Origin of the sequence: Streptacidiphilus cavernicola (assembly GCF_042510955.1) — a bacterium.
GTDB classification, from domain to species: Bacteria; Actinomycetota; Actinomycetes; order Streptomycetales; family Streptomycetaceae; genus Streptacidiphilus; species Streptacidiphilus cavernicola.
In genome coordinates this window covers 402,599-419,375 of record NZ_JBHFAB010000004.1, presented here as the reverse complement: position 1 = coordinate 419,375, position 16,777 = coordinate 402,599, and the positions used below count along the sequence as shown (strand labels likewise).

General features: G+C 74.2%; 9 protein-coding genes. 7 read left to right on the top strand and 2 right to left on the bottom strand.

The features are described from left to right. Positions 1–40: 40 nt before the first annotated feature. Positions 41–2,530, bottom strand: coding sequence for a lamin tail domain-containing protein (locus ACEZDE_RS08155; protein ID WP_380533963.1), 2,490 nt, complete (start codon positions 2,528–2,530; stop codon positions 41–43). Between the two features lie 871 nt (positions 2,531–3,401). Here ACEZDE_RS08155 and ACEZDE_RS08150 point away from each other — a divergent pair. The 7 genes from ACEZDE_RS08150 (at position 3,402) to ACEZDE_RS08120 (ending at position 15,804) form a co-directional block, all read left to right on the top strand. Beyond that, a complete protein-coding gene (locus ACEZDE_RS08150; RefSeq protein WP_380533961.1) occupies positions 3,402–5,264 on the top strand; it encodes a hypothetical protein in 1,863 nt (620 codons plus the stop codon). A 29-nt stretch (positions 5,265–5,293) separates the two neighbouring features. Then, a complete protein-coding gene (locus tag ACEZDE_RS08145; RefSeq protein ID WP_380533959.1) occupies positions 5,294–5,791 on the top strand; it encodes a hypothetical protein in 498 nt (165 codons plus the stop codon). A gap of 35 nt (positions 5,792–5,826) precedes the next feature. Next, positions 5,827–8,571, top strand: a complete 2,745-nt coding sequence (locus tag ACEZDE_RS08140; RefSeq protein ID WP_380533957.1) for a hypothetical protein — start codon at positions 5,827–5,829, stop codon at positions 8,569–8,571. Beyond that, positions 8,568–12,128, top strand: a complete 3,561-nt coding sequence (locus ACEZDE_RS08135; protein ID WP_380533955.1) for a hypothetical protein — start codon at positions 8,568–8,570, stop codon at positions 12,126–12,128. Before ACEZDE_RS08140 ends, ACEZDE_RS08135 begins: the two co-directional genes overlap by 4 nt. A gap of 669 nt (positions 12,129–12,797) precedes the next feature. Further along, entirely contained in the window at positions 12,798–13,694 is an 897-nt protein-coding gene (locus ACEZDE_RS08130) for a hypothetical protein (protein ID WP_380533953.1), read from the top strand. Next, complete coding sequence (locus tag ACEZDE_RS08125; RefSeq protein WP_380533951.1) at positions 13,694–14,689, top strand: hypothetical protein; 996 nt, start codon at positions 13,694–13,696, stop codon at positions 14,687–14,689. The genes ACEZDE_RS08130 and ACEZDE_RS08125 overlap by 1 nt, the downstream gene beginning before the upstream one ends. Then, positions 14,686–15,804 (top strand): protein phosphatase 2C domain-containing protein, encoded by a 1,119-nt coding sequence (locus ACEZDE_RS08120; protein ID WP_380533949.1) that lies wholly within the window; start codon positions 14,686–14,688, stop codon positions 15,802–15,804. Before ACEZDE_RS08125 ends, ACEZDE_RS08120 begins: the two co-directional genes overlap by 4 nt. 7 nt (positions 15,805–15,811) lie before the next feature. Here the strand turns inward: ACEZDE_RS08120 and ACEZDE_RS08115 are convergent, their stop codons facing one another. Next, the gene (locus tag ACEZDE_RS08115) at positions 15,812–16,747 is read right to left on the bottom strand and encodes a LysR family transcriptional regulator (protein ID WP_380533947.1); all 936 of its coding nucleotides are present in this window, start codon (positions 16,745–16,747) and stop codon (positions 15,812–15,814) included. Positions 16,748–16,777: the final 30 nt, after the last annotated feature.

Genomic DNA, 16,777 nt, shown 5'->3' with positions numbered 1-16,777 from the left:
CCGGCGTCGGCGGGGAACACCCGCCGACGCCGGTGTCACCTCACGGCTTGAACTGGACCACCTGCGGGTCGTGGTCGCTGGTCTGGTTCGCGTACTCCGAGTTGATGTGCACCACCTGGTAGACCGGGGCGCTGATGCCGGGGGTCACCAAGATGTGGTCCAGCACCTCCGAGACGCCCTGGTAGTCGTAGGTGTACTGCTGGTTCACCGGCAGCGTGCTGATCAGGTCGGTCAGGATGGACGGGCCGGTGCCGTCCGCGGTGCCGGTGCGCAGCGAGGCCAGGGCCGGGCTGAACTGGTAGTCGTTGAGGTCGCCGAGGACGACGACGTCGGCCTTCTTCTTGGCGTTCAGGATGTTCTGGATGAAGTCGTGCTCCACCTGGGCCTGGCCCGAGCGCTGCAGGGCCGAGGACTGGGCCGGGAACTGGAAGCGGCCGTCCTGGCTCTGGTCGCCGAGCTTGGCGTCGAAGTGGTTGGCGATCACGAACACCGGCTTGCCGCCGAAGCTGAACTCCGCGACCAGCGGCTTGCGGCTGGAGTTCCAGACCGGGTTGGTCGGGTCGATCCGGCCGGGGGAGAGGGTGAGGTCCGGGGAGCCGCCGTCGGAGACCACCTGGGTGCCGGTGGTGGAGCGGTTGACCGTGGCCGAGCCCTTGTCGACGAAGCTGATCCGCGCGGCGTTGAACAGCAGCACCGAGCGGATGTTGCCGCCGGGCTGGCCACCGTCCTGGTCGTTGACCGGGTCGATCTCGCGGTAGCTGTACTGCGGGCCGCCGGCCGCGACGATCGCGGCGGTCAGCTTGTCCAGGGTGACGTTGGCCGCGACCGTGCCGTCGTCGGTGGCGCCGGAGTTGTCCTGGACCTCCTCGACCGCGATGATGTCGGGCTTGGCCAGGTTGGTGACGATGCCCGCGGCCAGCTTCTGGTACTTGGTCGCGGAGTCGCCGGGGGCGAGGTTCTCCACGTTGTAGGTGGCGACCGAGATCTGGTTCTTGTTGGTGGTGCCCTTGGCCACCACCGGCGCCAGGTTGCCCGCCTGGACCGTGCCGAGGCTGGACGCGGCCAGGACGTAACCGCCGTACTGGGAGTAGTCGATGGTGCCGATGGTCGCGCCGGTGAATGTGTCGCCCACGCTGACCTGCGGGTTGCTGCCGTTGTCGGCGACCACCTCAAGGCGTCCGGACGGGGTGGCGTTCTCGCCGAGCAGCTCGCTGCCGCCGCGGTAGGTGGCGGCCTCGCTCGGCTTCACGGTGACGTACTGCTCGCCGTAGGCGTCGGACGGGCCGACCACCCGGGCGTTGTCGACCTCGACCCGCATGCCCTCGATGGACTCGTAGAAGTCGAGCACCGACCGGGTCGGGGTGATCGGGGTGGACTCGATGTTGGCCCCGCCGAGGTTCGGCGCATAGGTGGACGGGACGTTGGCCGCGCTCAGCACGATCGCCGCCGGGAGCGGGTTGCCGCTGCTCAGCACGGTGACGGTGGGCGTCGCCAGCTCGGTGACGGAGAGGTTGGAGGTGCTGGCGAGGGTGTCACCGCTGGACAGCTGGTAGTAGTCGGAGACCTTGGCCGAGACCAGCACCGAGTCGCCGACGGCGACGGCGGGCGCGGAGGAGGTGTAGACGAAGATGCCCTCACTGGTCGCCGGGTTGGCGTCCGGGTTCGGGTCCTGCATCCAGAAGCCCTTGGACGCGCCGCTGGTGCGCAGCGCGGTGACGATGCCGGGGACGTTGCTGACGGTGTCTCCGTTGTGCGGCGAAACCCAGCTGGTGCCCTGGATGTCGTGGATCCGCAGCGGGCCCGGCGTCGCGGTGGACGTCGGCGTCGGCGAGGCGGAGGCGCTGTCGCTGCCCGACGGGGTGGGCGTGGGCGAGGTCGGCGCGCTGGAGCTGTTCGCCGGGGTCGGGGCGCCGGCGGTGAAGTCGGCCCCGTTCTGGTCCGTGTCCGTGCCGTTGGCGTCGCGCGAGTCCGAGGTGGTGTTGCTGGTCGCCGGGGCGTCGGCGGAACCCTCGTGGACCACGGCGGTGCCGTAGCCGACCAGGTCGCCGATGCTGCTGTCGGCGGCGCAGTCGGCAGAGGTCTTGCAGGTCAGCGCGGTCTGCGAGGTGACCAGGGCGACCGTGCCCGCGGTGCCGCTCATGTTGACGGCGCCGGTGGCGTCCGGGGTCGGCAGGTCGGCGGTGCCGCCGGTGCCCGCGGCCTCCTGGACCAGGTACGAGCCGCCGGGGGCGATGCTCCCGGTCAGCGGGGTGACCTGCCAGGTGGTGGTCGCGCCGGGCGCGGCTGAGATGTACTGCACCGACCAGGAGCTGAGGTCGACCGGCGCGCTGCCGGCGTTGTGCAGCTCGATGAAGTCGTTCTTCAGCGTGGCACCGGAGTTGCCGCCACCGCCGTAGACCTCCTCGACGACGACGCCCGAGGAGGACGACGCGGCGGAGGTGGCGTTGGCGGTCGGGGCCAGTGCGACGGCGGCGACGGTGCCGGCGGCGGCGATCGCGGCGAGCAGCACGTGGGAGCGGGATCTGGACACGGTCCTCCTAGACCTGAGACCTGAGGGTGAGACGGAGATCTTTGTGGAGCGGGGGCTGAGCCGTTGTCAGCAGCCATCATGGACGTCTCGGATGAACCCTGCATGACACTTGGGAATACTGCCGCCGGTAAATTCGCGACGGTCGGCATTTTGGCAGGTCAGGCGTGGTCTACGCGGGGCGTCTACGCGGATAGGCAACGCGCGTTGACCGGGCGCGTGGTTGGGGAGGGTTTGGGGTGATTGGCCGGTTGCCGGGGCGGGGTGGGTGGAGTGTAAAGGAGATGTAATGGCATGAACCTGTAATTGATGGCCCCACGTATGGTGCCAATTAAGTAGATTGACGGTTTGTCGGTGCCTCCGGCATGGGATGCTCAACACGATTTCCAGGGTGGAGTCGGGGCGGCTGGGGGTGGGCAGCGGCATGCCGTTGGAACGGAGAGCACAGGTTGCGGCCGGGGGGCCGAGGGGTGGCGGGGGTGTTGCCGGCGCCTTGACGGGGATTCCTATCTGGTTCCAACGGGAGGCTTTGGGGCGGGAGTTGAGGGATCTTGCGGACCGGCCCCGGCTGGCCCCGCACCGGGCGGCGCTGCGCGACATCGCGGACGCGGTCAGCCCGGATCCAGGGGCCTCGGGAAGGGCGGGGGAGGGCGCGGCGGGCGGTAGTACCGGCACTTCCGAAAAGGAGTCTGATTTAGCCCGGTGGGCTGGGGTCGACCTGGTCGCCGCGTATGCCGGTCCTGATGCGGTGGGGCCTGCGGCGGTCGGGGGTTCGGCGGTCGGCTTTTCGGCGAGGGGCTTCGCGGGAGGCTTCGCGAAGAGCTTTGCGGGGGGCGGCGGTTGGGGGCGCCGGTTCGGCGGGCGGCTCGGGGCGGTGCCGTCGGTCCTGGTGTTCCTGCCGCTGATGGTCACCTGGCTGGGGCTCGGCGCGGCGGCCCTCGCCTACCAGCGGATGCGGGCCGAGCCCGGCGGCGGGGGCGGCGGCTCGTTCCTGGAGCTCTGGCAGCAGGGCTTCGACGGGCACCTGTGGGCGCCGCTGCGGTTCGATCTGATGGTCTGCTACACCCTCGCGGTGCTGGTCGCCCTGGTCGGCACGACGCTCTGGCGGCATGCCTGGGAGCGGCAGGACGAGGCCGAGCGGCAGCAGCTGACACGGCGGCTGGCCGGGGCGCTGGCCCAGGTGCAGGTGCTGGCCGCGCGGGACGCGCGGGCCACCCCGGCCCGGTTCGCCGAGGTACTGCAGGAGTCGGCGGACCGGCTGGCGCTGCTGCTCGACCGGGCGAACGCCTCCGAGGCGAAGACCGGCGCCCTGCTCAGCCGGGCCGTCACCGCCGCGGAGGAGAGCAGGACCGCGACGCAGGCGCTGGGCGAAGCGGTGCGGACGATGCGGACCGGCACTCGGGAGGTGGGCGTCGCGGCCGGGCAGGCGGCCTCCGCTGCAGGCGAGTTGACCCGCGGTGCGGAGCAGCTCGGGGACCGGGTCAGCGCCGCGGTCACCCGGATGACCGAAGGTGTCGAGACGACGGGGCGGGAGGCAGCCGAACTGATCGGCGCCGCGACCGAGGCCGCGGCGCGGCGCTTCGACGCGGTGCTGGAGCAGGCCGCCGAGGCGCACGGGCGGCAGGCCCGCGCGGCGGCGGAGCTGCTGGCGGAGGCGGCCGGGGTGCTGGACACGGCGGTGCGGGAGGGGAGCACCGCGGTGGGCGCGGCGAGCACGGCGGTCGCGGCGGCGGTCACCGGGCTGGACCGCTCGGTCGCGGTGCTGCCGGAGGCGCTGGGCGGCGCGGCGGAGGACGGCGCGGACCGGATCGGCACGGCGTACGAGCTGGCGCTGGCCGCGGTCGCGGCGTCGCTCCGGGAGGAGGTGCGGTCGGTCACCGGGGAGCTGGCCGCGCGGATCGCCGAGGTGGGGGCGCGGATCGAGCAGGTGGGCGAGTTGGTCCGGGTCGGGGCCGAGGCGGACGAGGGGGTCAGGGTCGACCAGCGCGCGGCGGTGGACGCCTTGGCGGCGTCCACCGAAGGGGTGGGGGCGGTGCTGTCGGACTTCACGGCGGGACTGCGCCAAGGTACGGAGCAACTGGCCCGCGAACTCGCTGCGTTGAGCCAGGCGGTGGCGTCGGCGGAACGGGAGGCGGCCAGGGCGGCGACTCGCGCGGCGGAGGGCCGCGCCGAAGCGGCCCGAGCGGAGGGGCGCGCCCAGGCAGAAGCGGCGCGGGCGGAGGCGGAGGCCCGTGCGCGGGCGGAGGTGGTACCGGCGGACGCGGAGGGCCGCACTCGCCTGGTGCTGAGGCAAGTTGGGGCGGCGGATGCCGCTGGGGTGCGGCAGCCGGCTGCCGGTGCTCGCCGGGACGGCGTCGCCTACCCGGAGGGTGCGGCGCAGGCCGGTGCGCCACAGGGCGCACCGCCCCGGGGCGCGGGGGAGAAGGATGCCGCTGCTCCGGACAACGGCTTGTGGGGCGGCACGCCGGAGGCGGCTCCGCAGGACGCGGCCCCGGCGGAGAACGCCGCTGCGAACGCCGCTGCGTCGGACGCCACGGCAGGGGCGGAACCTCCCGGGCAACCCTGGGCCTCCGGGCAACCCTGGGCCTCCGGGCAACCCTGGGCCCGCGGGCAGGCCGGGGCCCCTGCTCAGGCCGGAGGCCCGAGTGCTGATGGTGACTCAGGGACTGATGTTAGGCCGGAGGCTGACGATGGGTCGGCCTCGGCCCAGCCGTCCGTGGGGGGTGGGGGCGAGTGAGTCGGCGGGGGGACGGAGTCGGGTCGCGGATGCCGCAGTTGGCCGGATGGTTGTTCGCGGATCTGCTGCTGGTGCTGGTGGTCGTGGTCCTCGGCGGGGAGGTCGTGGCCGCTCCTGCGCACCCCACGGCGAAGCCGAAGCCGACCGTGTCCGCCAGCGCCTCGCCGACCGTGCGGCCCACGGCAACCTCCCCGCCGGGGCTCGACCCGCACACCAAGTCGGTGACCCTGAAGGTCGACCCCGCCGCCGTTCTGGCGCACTCCGCACCGGCGTTGGCGGACCTGAAGCGTCAGGTGCTGCAAGGGATCGCCCCCTACCGAGGCCGCCACGCGGCCCTGGTGCTGGTCTTCGCCACCGCCGGGGACGTCAACTACAGCTCGCAGCTAGCGGAGACGGTCGCCCCGATGCTGCCGCAGTTCGCGCCGAACTTCTTCCCGACCTACCACCAGAGCATCATCCGCAGCTACTTCGACGGTCAGGGCAAGGCCGACACGATCCGGCTGGAGCTGTTCTTCGTAGGTCAGTGAACGTTCACCCACCAACGTGAAGGCAGAGGAGACCCGTGTTCAGTGACCCCCCAGCCCTCGCGGAACTCGGCGCGTACGCGCAGGAGGCCGTCGAGATGCTCGGCCGGCAGGCGATCCCCGACTCCGAGCAGGCCCGCGCCGCCTACGACGAGATCCTCAAGGCGGCGCGCGAGGTGGAGGCCCGGGTCGGCGCCCCGGTGACCATCGGCTTCGTCGGCGAGTACAACGTCGGCAAGTCGCTGCTGCTCGGCACGCTGCTCGGCGATCCCGGGCTGCTCCCGGTCGAGGACCGTCCGGCCACCGGCAACATCACCGTGCTGCGGCTGGCCCAGGGCCCGAAGGGCGGCGGCACCCGCGCCGCCGCGACCACCGAGATCCGCTTCCTCGGCCGGGAGCAGTTCTCGGCCTCCTTCCGCTCCGTCCTGGCCGAGCTGGTCGACGAGGTCGAGCACGACAACCCGGAGCTGGGCGCGCGGGAGATCCTCGGCGACTACGACCCGCTGACCCACCCGCGCGGCTGGGCCCCGTTCGACGCCTGGTACCCGCGGCTGTGGGGGACCACCCGCTCGGGCCCGCCGGGCCTCCCCGGCACCGCACCTGCGCTCAGCGGCATCCCCGCCCCCGGCGGCCGGACCCGGCCGGTCGCGGACGCGCACAAGGGCGCCGTCGGCGAGCTGTGCCTGATGCGGGACGCCTTCCTCAACCAGGAGGAGCTGGTCGGCGGCCGGATCACGGTCGGCACCGACGTGGTCCGCGACGCCCTCGCGCTGCCCACCGCGGAGCGGATCCCGGAGCACCCGCCGCGCCGGCGGACCTTCACGCTCACCCCGGACGGGTTGCGCCGTCCGGCCACCGCCGCGGTGCAGCTGCAGCACAGCTTCCCGCTGATCGAGCGGGTCCTGCTGGACGTGGCCGTCTCGCCCGAGCACTGGCCGCTGGAGGGGCTGCTCGCGGAGCACGAGGTGCAGATCCTGGACTTCCCCGGGATCGGCGCGGCCGGATCGTACGGCCGCGACGCCTACCTCAGCCGCCGGGAACTGGTGGACGTGCACACCATCCTGCTGGTGCTGCGCACCGGCCGGGCCGAGGCCACCGGCGCCAACGCGTTCTGGACCATGCTGAAGAACGACGGCCGCGGCGCGGCGGCGCTGGAGGACGCCGCGCTGGTCGCGGCCAACGCCTTCGACCTGGCCCACGTCCCGTCCTTCCCCGGCGCCGGGCCGCTCGGGCTGCCGGACTTCCTCAAGGAGGCGCACGAGGCCAACGGCGTCCACACCTACGCGCAGCGCTACGTCGGCCGGCACGAGGACCGGATCCAGGTGGTCTCCCCGGTCGCCGCGATCGACCGGCTGGGCCTGGGACTTGACGGACTGTCGACCAATACCCGAGCCCGGGTGGACGAGGCGCTGGCGTCGGTCCGCGCCGTCCCCGGCCCGCGTTGGGAGCCGATCGCCGCCCGCCTCGCCGCCGCCGACGCGGGCAACCCCTGGACCCCCCGGCTGCGCGCCTTCGAGGAGGACGGCGGCATCGGCGCGCTCCAGGAGTTGATGGTGCGTCATGTCAGCGTCCACGGAACCGCGCAGAAGCTGGACCGGGCCGGGGTCTCGCAGCAGCGGCTGGCCCGGCAGGTGGAGCTGCTGCGGCGGGAGGTGCACCGGCACGAGGGCGGCGACGACACCGCCGGGTACGCGGAGATCGGCGTCCGGCTGGGCTCTGTCAAGCTGCAGATCGACAAGCAGCTGGGCCCGGAGCTGGCCCGGCTGCGGGTGGCCGGGCGTTCGGACGACACCGGCGAGCCCCGCCCGCCCCGTACCGCGGACACCGCGGCGGCGGTGCGGGACGAGGTCTACGACTGGCCCGAGTGGCAGCAGTTGCTCGAACGCGCCTCCAACGACCCCGGGCACCTGGTCACCCGCAGCGAGAAGCGGGTGCCGCGGCCGACCCTGGTCAGCTACACGGCGGTGCCGGGCCTCCCGAACCGCGCCCCCGGCGGCTCGGGCGGCCCCGGCGGTTCCGGCGGTTCCGGCCAGGGCGACGGCACTCCCGGCGCGGACGGCTCGGAGGCGTTCGTCCAGAAGTTCGTCCACCTGGTCGAGGAGCGGACCGCGCGGGACCGGCTGGCCCTGCTGGAGTGGCTGGTCGAGTGGGGCGAGCGCTGGGGCACGGAGTTCGACCCGCAGGCCGAGTGGTGGCAGGACCCGGACGTGGCCGCGCGGTTGCTGGAGCTCTACGCCCGCCGCCGCGGCTCGGACGACCAGGCGGAGCAGCAACTGACGCAGCTGTGGCGGGCGCTGGCCGCGCGGACGAACGCGCAGGAGATCGCGCTGCGGCTGCTGCCGCCGACCGAGGAGGCCCGGCGGCGGTGGGCCGGCAGCTTCCCGGCGCTACCGGACCACGCGCTGCCGTGGCACCACCGGATGCCCCCGCTCAGCTCCTCGCTGGAGCAGCAGCACCGGCACCCGCTCGGGGTGGCGCAGTTGCGGGTGCACGCGGCGGAGGCCGCGGCCAAGCTGGCGACCGACTACCTGGACGGTCTGCTGGCCCAGGTCGCGGAGGGGCTCGGCGGCATCTACCAGGACGCCGCCGCGGTCATCCTCTCCGAGCGGGAGGCCGTCCCGCCGCGAGCCCGCGACCCGCTGGGCGCGGCAGGCCCGCAGGGCGCGGCGGGACCCCGGGGCGCGGCAGGCCCGCAGGGGTCGGAGCCCGCGGACGCCGGGGGTCCGCTCCAGGCCCAGCCCATCGACGTCTTCGTCCAGAAGTGGAGCGTGGCACAGGCATGAACGACGAGTTGGCGATCCGCTTCCAGGCCCCGGAGCGGCCCGGCGCGGCCCGCACCGTGGTCCCGTTCGGCGGCATGGGCTTTGTGCTCTACGCCTCGGGCGACGCCTACACCCTGCCGGAGGTGGTGTTCGAGCAGCAGGGCACCGCCGCCTACCTGACTGTGCTGATGCCGCCGCGGATCGTGGTGCACCGGCCCGAGGGCCGCGCCGACGGCTCGGTGCTGGAGCAGGCGCTGCGCACGGCCTGGGGTCCGTCGAAGAACGAGCGGCTCGGTGTGGTCGGCCGGACCGTGCTCGCGGCGCAGCAGGACGTCGGCACCGGCCTGGTGCACCGGCCCGCGGGCATCGCGCCCGGCCGCCTCCCCTTCCCGCAGCGGCCCGCGGCGACCGCGGAGCGGGTCGAGCTGGACGTCTCCTGGTTTGTCGAGTACGAGGGCGGACCGGTCGGCCAGCGGACCGCCCAGGGCAGTGTGCACCTGGTCTTCGCCGCACCCGACGAGGTCCCGACGGACAGTCAGCAACCGGACGAGGAAGTCTTTCTGACCCTGCGGCCGCCCCTGGACGGGCCCGACTACCAGCGCTTCGTGGTGGTCGACTTCGGCACCACCGCCAGCACCGCGACGCTGCACGACGGGGCGGTGGTCCCCAACGAGGCGGTCGACCCGGCGCAGAGCCGGGCGCTGGGCGAGATGCTGGCCGAGCTGACCGCCCCGCCGCCGGACGCCCCCGGGGTGTGGAAGCGGGAGCTGGAGCGGCTGCGCGGGGAGAGCGTGGTGCTCGCCCGCGAGGGCAGCCCGGCCATCGGCTGGGAGACCGCGCTGGAGCGGCTGGCCGAGGCCGACGTCGCGGACGCGGTGATGCTGGAGGTGGAGCACAGCTGCCGGGACGGCGGGCGGGCACTGCGCGACTGGCTGGTGCCGCGGCTGCACACCGGCTACGCACGGGTCGTCAACACCCCGGCGCTGGGACGGCACAGCCTGGTCCCGGTCCGCTACCCGGACGTCGGCCGGGAGCGCACCTACGCCCCGGCCAGCGCCATCGTGGAGACCTCCGACACCGAGTACCGGCGCGGCGTCTCGGCCCACGTCGACCACGGCTTCCGGCTGCACGCCGACAAGACCGGCGGCCTGGTCGGGATCAAGCGGGCGCTGTTCCAGCACCGGCCGAGGCCGGTGCCGGGGAGCGAGCGCCCGGCGGTGCACCTGGCCCAGCACATGTACCACCTGCTGCTGGACCAGGCCGAGTGGTCCACCACCGAGCGGGTGGACGGCCTGCCCAGCCGGGTCCGCACCGCCGTGCTCACCTACCCCACCACGATCCTGCCGGAGGCCAAGGCCCGGCTGGAGCGGCTGGTCCGGGAGGGGCTCTCGATCCCGGACGTGGTGATGGACTTCGACGAGGGCCTGGCCGCGGGCCTCTACTTCGTGATGCGGGACCTCTCCGGCAACCAGAACCTCGGGCTGGAGGCGCTGCGGGCCGGTTCCCGCCAGGTCGGCGAGGACCCGCCGACCTGGCAGCGGATCATGCTGGTGATCGACATCGGCGGCGGCACCACCGACGTCGCCCTGCTGGGGCTGACCCTGACCGACACCACCGTCGAACTCGGCCCCGACCAGGCCTTCGTGTCCGGCCGCGACTACCGGCTGGAACCCCGGCTGCTCGGCTCCACCGGGCACGGCCAGCTCGGCGGCGACCTGCTGACGCTCCAGGTCTTCTACTGGCTGAAGGCGCGGCTGGTCGACTTCCTCGGGGCGGGCGAGACCGTGCTCCCGCCGGTCGACGGCAGCCCGCAGCGCCGGGCCCGCCCGCTGGCCGAGCAGGTCGCAGAGCAGGCCGCGATCACCCTGCCGCAGGTCGTCTCCGACGAGGTCAGGGAGATCCTGCGGCAGCGGCTGCCCACCCACTTCGAGCCCGGGGCGACCGACCCGGAGTCAGCGGCGCGCAAGCGCAGGTTCGAGGAGCTGTGGCGGCTGGCGGAGGCGAAGAAACGGGAGTTCGGCCGGGGCGGGGACGGGGAGGTCGCGCTCTCGGTGAGCGAGATCGACCTCGCGCTGAAGGAGGGCGGACTCGGGCGCAACCGGCCGTTGCAGGCCCTTCCGCTGGACCGGGACCAGTTCCGGCGGCTGACCGCGCCGGTGCTGCACCAGGCCGCGGAGATCGGCGCCCACCTGGTGCGCACCACCTTCGAGCGGCTGCGCCGCCAGCGCGACACAGCGGACCGGGACGGACGGCCGGTGCCGGCCGAACCGGTGCTCGACCAGGTGGTGCTGTCCGGGCGGACCAGCGCGCTGCCCGAGGTCCGCAGCGCGGTCACCACCCAACTCACCAAGCAGGGACAGGAGTCGATCGACTGGAACCCGGCCGCGCTGTCGGTGGAGACCGGCTATGTCGCCAAGCAGGCCACCTCGATCGGCGCAGCCTGGGCGCACACGACACGGAACCGCTCCAACGTGGTCAGCACGGTCCGCTCCGCGGCGGGCCCCGGAGCCGACGGGGCTCTCGGGGAGACCGCCCACGCGGCCGGGATCCAGCTCAGCAATCTGCAGATCCACACCGACGGGCTGTTCTCCAGCCTGCCCTGCAAGTTCGAGATCGGGCTCCAGGCCGGGCAGTTCCTGCCGCTGTTCGAGGCGGGGGAGCCGTTCGCCGAACTCGACGCGTCGGGACGGGCAGGGGTCCGCTCGGCGGGCTGGAGCCCGCTGCCCAGGGAACTGGTGGTCTACCGGCCGGTGGCGGAGCTGACCCGGATCCAGTGGGGCAGCTTCGCGCTCCGCCAGGCCGCCATCCGCGAGGGCTTCACCCTGGCCGGACCGGTCTGGGACCTGGACCGCGGCGCGCTGGCGGCGTACCGGATCGAGGTGGACGACCGGCTGCAGCCGCGGATCCTGCTCTGCAACGGGGCGCCGCACCTGCTGGTCACCGGCGCCCGGCTGGACCTCAACGGCGCGGTCAGCGGCCTGGAGTTCAAGGAGCCGCTGGGGTACGGGGCGGTGCCCGGACGGATCTGCGTGGCCGTCGGCGACCCGGCCGAGGCGACGCCGACGCTGGCCGAGGTGTTCTCGGCGCTGTCGGCGCTGCCCCCGGTGCCGTCGTACCCGCCGGGGTCGGGTCGGGAGGAGGGCGGAAGTCGTGCGGGGAGCGGGAATCGTGTGGGGGGTGCGCCGGGCGGGTCGCCTGACCTGCTGCGGTACTTCCCCGAGTCCTTCCACGACGGCGACGACGCGCAGCAGCGCCCGGTGCCGGGACGGGTGGCCCGGCTCAGGGCCGCGCCGCAGCACGGGTACTTCCACTTCTACCTGGACCGGGGTGCCGGCACGTCCGAGTACCTGGGCCGACTGGAGGCCCCGGCCCAGGCCCGCTACGGCCTGGAGGACAACTACCAGGCCACGCTGGACGCCCGCGGCCGGCTCAGGGTGCACCGGGGCGAGATTCCCTACCTGGCGGCGGACTCGCTGGAACAGGTGCAGGAGCGCCCCGGGAGGGTGCTGACGCAGCGGATGGACGAGGGCATCATCGAGTTCAACGAGTTCTGGGACCCCTTCAACGGGAGGCACTGAGTGAGCGCCGAAGCAGAATTGACGGAGTCTCAGGGATCTGTCGGAGGTGGGGGCGGTGGTCGGCTGGCGGGGTTCGCGGCTGCGGCGGCGGAGTTGCTGGACGACCGGCCCTCGCGGTCGCGCGAGGTGCTGGTCCAGGCGCTGACCGCTGCCGCGGACGTGCTCGGCGCGGCGCGGGTCTACCGCGAGCTGGCGTCGGACGGGGCGGCGCAGATTGCGTTGTTCCGGCGGGTGGACGAGGCTTTGGCGGACGCGGTTCGGCAGGCGGGGGCGGGCGAGGCCGAGGTTGGGGCCGGGTCTGTGTCAGCGGAGGCGGGTTCCGAAGGGGCTGGGTCTGAGGAAGCGGAACTCCAGCGGACGGGCCCCGGGGAGCCGGACCCCAACGGGCTGGGAGTCGGAGAGGGCACGCCGGGGGAGAGGCCGGAGAGCCAGGCGCGGGCCGTCCAGGGGCGGTCCGCCCAAGCAGCGTCGTCGTCACCTGCGCTGTCGCCGTCGTCCCCGCCGATCCCCGCCTCGTCGTCCCCGCCGACGCTGCCCCCGCCGACGAGCTCGGCCCCCACCCCGCCGTTCCCCAACCCGCCGTCTCCGCTGGCCTCGGCTTCGCCGACCGTCCCGCCGCCGCCCTCGACCCCGCCGACGCCAGTGACCCCACCCGCACCGTCGTCTCCTGTGCTCGACCGGCAGGTCGTCCTCGCAGGCGAGTTGCGTGACCTGGCGGCCCTGGCCCGCCAGCACGCGGCGCAGCGCGGGGACGTCCCCGTGCCGCTCGGCGCCGACCCGGCGGCCCCCGCCGCCTCGTGGGAGGCCCTGCGGCTGGCGCTGCTGCGGCTGGCCCCTGACTCCGACGGGTACCAGCAAGTCCTGTCGCGGCTGCGCGAGTTGGCCGAGGAGTTCCCGGGCGCGGACGTGCCTCCCGGTGCCGGTGGGGCGTCGCGGTGGATCGTTCCGCCGCTGCCGGGGATCCATGGCGGGATCGAGCTGCCGCAGTTGGCGTCGAGCAGGTTCGCCGCCGCCGGACGGCTCGCCGACTGGGCGGTCAGGGCCGAGCAGGCGGTCGCGCTTGCCGCGGCCGATCCTGCCCTGTGGTGGGTCGGGCGGAACGGCACCTACCCGCTGGCCGAGCGGCTGCCCGACTGCCTGCAGCGCTACCGGGACGAGGGCAGCGAACTGCTGGGCAGGCTCCAGGCGTACGCCGAGGGAAACGTCCCCGCCGCCGACCATCTCACCATGGTCCAGCAGCTCGACGGCTGGTGCGGCGGGCTGCTGCACAAGGCCCCGGCAGAACAGGGGAGTTGGTGGTGGAACTGGCGGGCAGAGGTGGCCGCGGGGCCGCTCAGGGCGTATGTCCGCGGCTACGGCTACCGCCCGGTTCCAGCAAAGGAGTTGGCTGCCCCCTCACTGGTCGGCAGCATCACCGAGAATGCCTGCGGCGGCGAGCGGGACCACGGCTCGTCGGTGCAGTGGGTTCTGACGACCCCTCTGGTCCCGTCGGTGGGCAGTCGGAAGAGTGCGACGGTGGTGGTCTACCGGGGTCGCTTGGTCGAACGGCCGGAGGACTACGCCTGATGTCCCCGACCCCCATCGCGCTGCTCACCGCACGGGACGCGCGAGTCGCCCGTGTGCTGTCCCGGACCGACCTCGGTCGAGAACACCGGCTCACCCCACAACTCGCCGCCGACGTATCCGCGTTGGCGGGTTCGTCCGGACCGGTCCGGCTGCGGATCGGGGTGACCGGCCTGCCGGGGGACCGTGCCGCTGCCGAGGAGTTCGCCGCGCTGCTCGCGGGCGCGCTCGCCCTGGAGCCGTGCGGGACGCCGGGCCGGTTCCTGATCGGCTGCGGGCAGCAGCAAGTGACGGTTTGTCACCTCCTATTGGTGTTGCTGCCCGATGGGTTGGACGGGCGTGCCTCCGTCGGTCGGATCCCCGTGCTTGATCTGCCGGAGCCGCCGCGCGCCGTCTTCGTGGTGGGCGGGGACGGCGGCGGTGGCGGTCCCGAGGCCAGGGACGCGCGGGCGCGGTGGTTGCGCGGCAGGCTGGGGGTGATGCTGGGACCCTCGGCGGCCGGTAACCCGACGTACGCGGTGGCGGTGTCGGCGGCCCTGCGCGCGCTGCCCGGACTCGGCGACGGAGTCGGGGCCGGGACCGGCACCGAGGCTGGGGCCGCGCTGTCGGAGCCGTCCGGGCGGGCGGCGGCGACGGCCTGGGAGCGGTCGGGGCTGCCGACCCTGCTGCGGCGGGAGGTCGTGCCCGCCCTGGACCGGACCCCCGCTCTGGTCGCCGGGCTCACCGTGCGCAGGCTGCGGGCCGCGGTCCAGGACATCCGGCTCAGCTGCCGCGACCAGGCCGTGGCGGCAGGCTGGCCCACCGACGCCGACGGCTACCCGTCCGGCCTCCCGGCCCCGCCGCCGGGTGCTGCCGCACCTGCCGCCGCATCTGCTGCCGCACCTGCCGCCGCCTCGGGTACGGCGGAGGATCGCTGGGCCCAGTTGGAGGCGTTCACCGTCGCACCGGTCGCGGTCCGGGCCGGTCGCCGCCGTTCCACCCCGGAGGAGAAGCCGTGACCGATGTGCTGGTGGTCCTGCTCTGTGTCTCACTGGTCGGCAACGCCCTGGTCCTCGGGCTGCTGCTGCGGCTCCGCACCGCCTCCGCCCGGCCGCAGGGCTCCGCGTTGGAGAGCGGGTTGCGCGGCGAACTGCGGGACGCCCGACGGGAGGCGGCCGAAGCCGCGTCACTGCGGCGGCAGTTGGCCGAGCTGACCCGGGCGGCGGCCGATGCGGCGGACACCGCGCCGCCGCCCGGTCCCGGCGCCGACTCGCCCGCCGTGCCGCGTGAACTCCCGCTGGGGCGCGACGCGGTGGCCGACAGCGTGGTGGACGGCGCGGACCTCGGCCCGGTGGTGGTCCGGGCCGCCTCGGTCCGCGGCGACCGGCACCGGGTCGGCAAGGAGCACCGCAGGGACGCGGTGCGGCTCCGGCTGCTGGACGGCTTCGGCGGGCCGGTGCTGTTCAGCGCCGTCGCCACCGGTTCGCCGCGCGGGGAGTGGAGCCGGTCCGGTGCCGAGCGGGCCTGTGAGGGCGCCATCGACCAACTGGACCACTTCGGCCGGGCGGTGGGCGATCGGCTGTTCGACCCGGCTGCCGCGGCGGAGGTGAAGCGGGTGCTGCAACTGGCGGCACTGGGCGTGGCCGGGTCGATCCGGTCGCTGGCCCGGGAGTTGGACCGCACCGGCACCGACGGCAGCGCGGACGACGCCGCGGTGGAGACCGGGCTCACCTGCCTGCTGTCCCGGCTCGGCGACGGCGTCCGGCGGGAGCACCTGGCCTTCGGCGTGGGCGAGGGCGCGGTGCTGCGGCTCCGCGCCGGGGCCTGGGAGCGGGTCCACGACGTGGCCGGGGTCGAGCAGGGCCGCACCGCGCTGCTGCCGCGCGACGCCGAGCGGCTGACCTGGACCCGGTTCGAGTCCCTGCCCGGTGACCTGGTGCTGGTCTGCAGCAGACCGATGGCGGACCTGCTGGACCGGGACGACGTCGGCGCCTGGTTCGCCGAGCGCTGGCAGGGCCGCCGCCCGTACCTGACCACCTTCCTCTCCGACGTCAACGTCCGCGTCCGCTCACCCGGCGAGGATCGCTCCGTGGTGGCCCTCTGGGACTACGGCGCGACGCGATCGGCGAATTGACGAATACTCAGGCCCCGTCGCCCGCACCGTCCCCGTCGCCCGCACCGCCCCCGCCGTCCGCCGCGATCTCGGCGAGCGTCGCCCGCAGCCAGCGGTGCGCCGGGTCGGCGTCCAGCCGCAGTTGCCAGGCCATGCCGAGTCGGACCGGCGGCAGGTCCAGCGGGATGTCCAGGACCGCCAGCGGCAGGTGCCGGGCGGCCTGTGCGGCGACGCCGTCCGGGACCAGGGCCAGGGCGTCCGACTCCAGTGCGAACCAGCAGGCCGCGCCGTAGGTCGGTACGGTCGCCAACACGTCGCGGCGCAGGTCCAGTTCGGCCAGTCGTTGGTCCACCACGCTGTGGACCCGACCGCGTCGGCTGGTGGTGATGTGCGGCAGCGCCGCGAACCGCTCGGCGGTGAGCGGCTCGCCCGCGTACCAGGCGTCGGCGCGGGCCACCGCGAGGTAGCGGTACTCGACCAGGTCGCGGCTGCACACGTCCGGCGGCAGCGGCGGCAGCGCGCCGACGTCCAGGTCGATGTCGCGGCGCAGGTCGACCGGGTCCTCGTCGCCCTCGGGCAGCAGCCGGAGCCGTATCCCGGGGGCCTCGGCGGCGCAGCGCGCGGCCAGCGCCGGGCCGAGCACACTCGCCACGCCGTCATTGGTGCGGATGGTGAACTCCCGCTCCAGCGTCGCCAGTTCGACTCCGGCCGGAGGCCGCAGCGCGGTCAGTGCCGAGGCCAGCGCGGCCTGCACCTGCGGTTGCAGTTCCCTGGCCCGCGGGGTCAGCTGCAGCCCGCGTCCGGACGGGACCAGCAGCGGGTCGCCGACCACCCGGCGGAGTCGGCCCAGGGTGCGGCTCATCGCCGAGGCCGAGACGTTCAGCTCGGCGGCGGCGCCGGCCACGCTGCCCGCGCGGAGCAGGGCGTCCAGGGCGGGGAGCAGGTTCAGATCCGGGAGCTGCATGGGACGCAATCGTAGACTGCCAAACAGGAA

Coding starts and splice junctions, on each gene's coding strand:
- ACEZDE_RS08145 (WP_380533959.1), top strand. CDS start 5,294: ATGCCGCAGTTGGCCGGATGGTTGTTCGCGGATCTGCTGCTGGTGCTG.
- ACEZDE_RS08135 (WP_380533955.1), top strand. CDS start 8,568: ATGAACGACGAGTTGGCGATCCGCTTCCAGGCCCCGGAGCGGCCCGGC.
- ACEZDE_RS08125 (WP_380533951.1), top strand. CDS start 13,694: ATGTCCCCGACCCCCATCGCGCTGCTCACCGCACGGGACGCGCGAGTC.
- ACEZDE_RS08115 (WP_380533947.1), bottom strand. CDS start 16,747: ATGCAGCTCCCGGATCTGAACCTGCTCCCCGCCCTGGACGCCCTGCTC.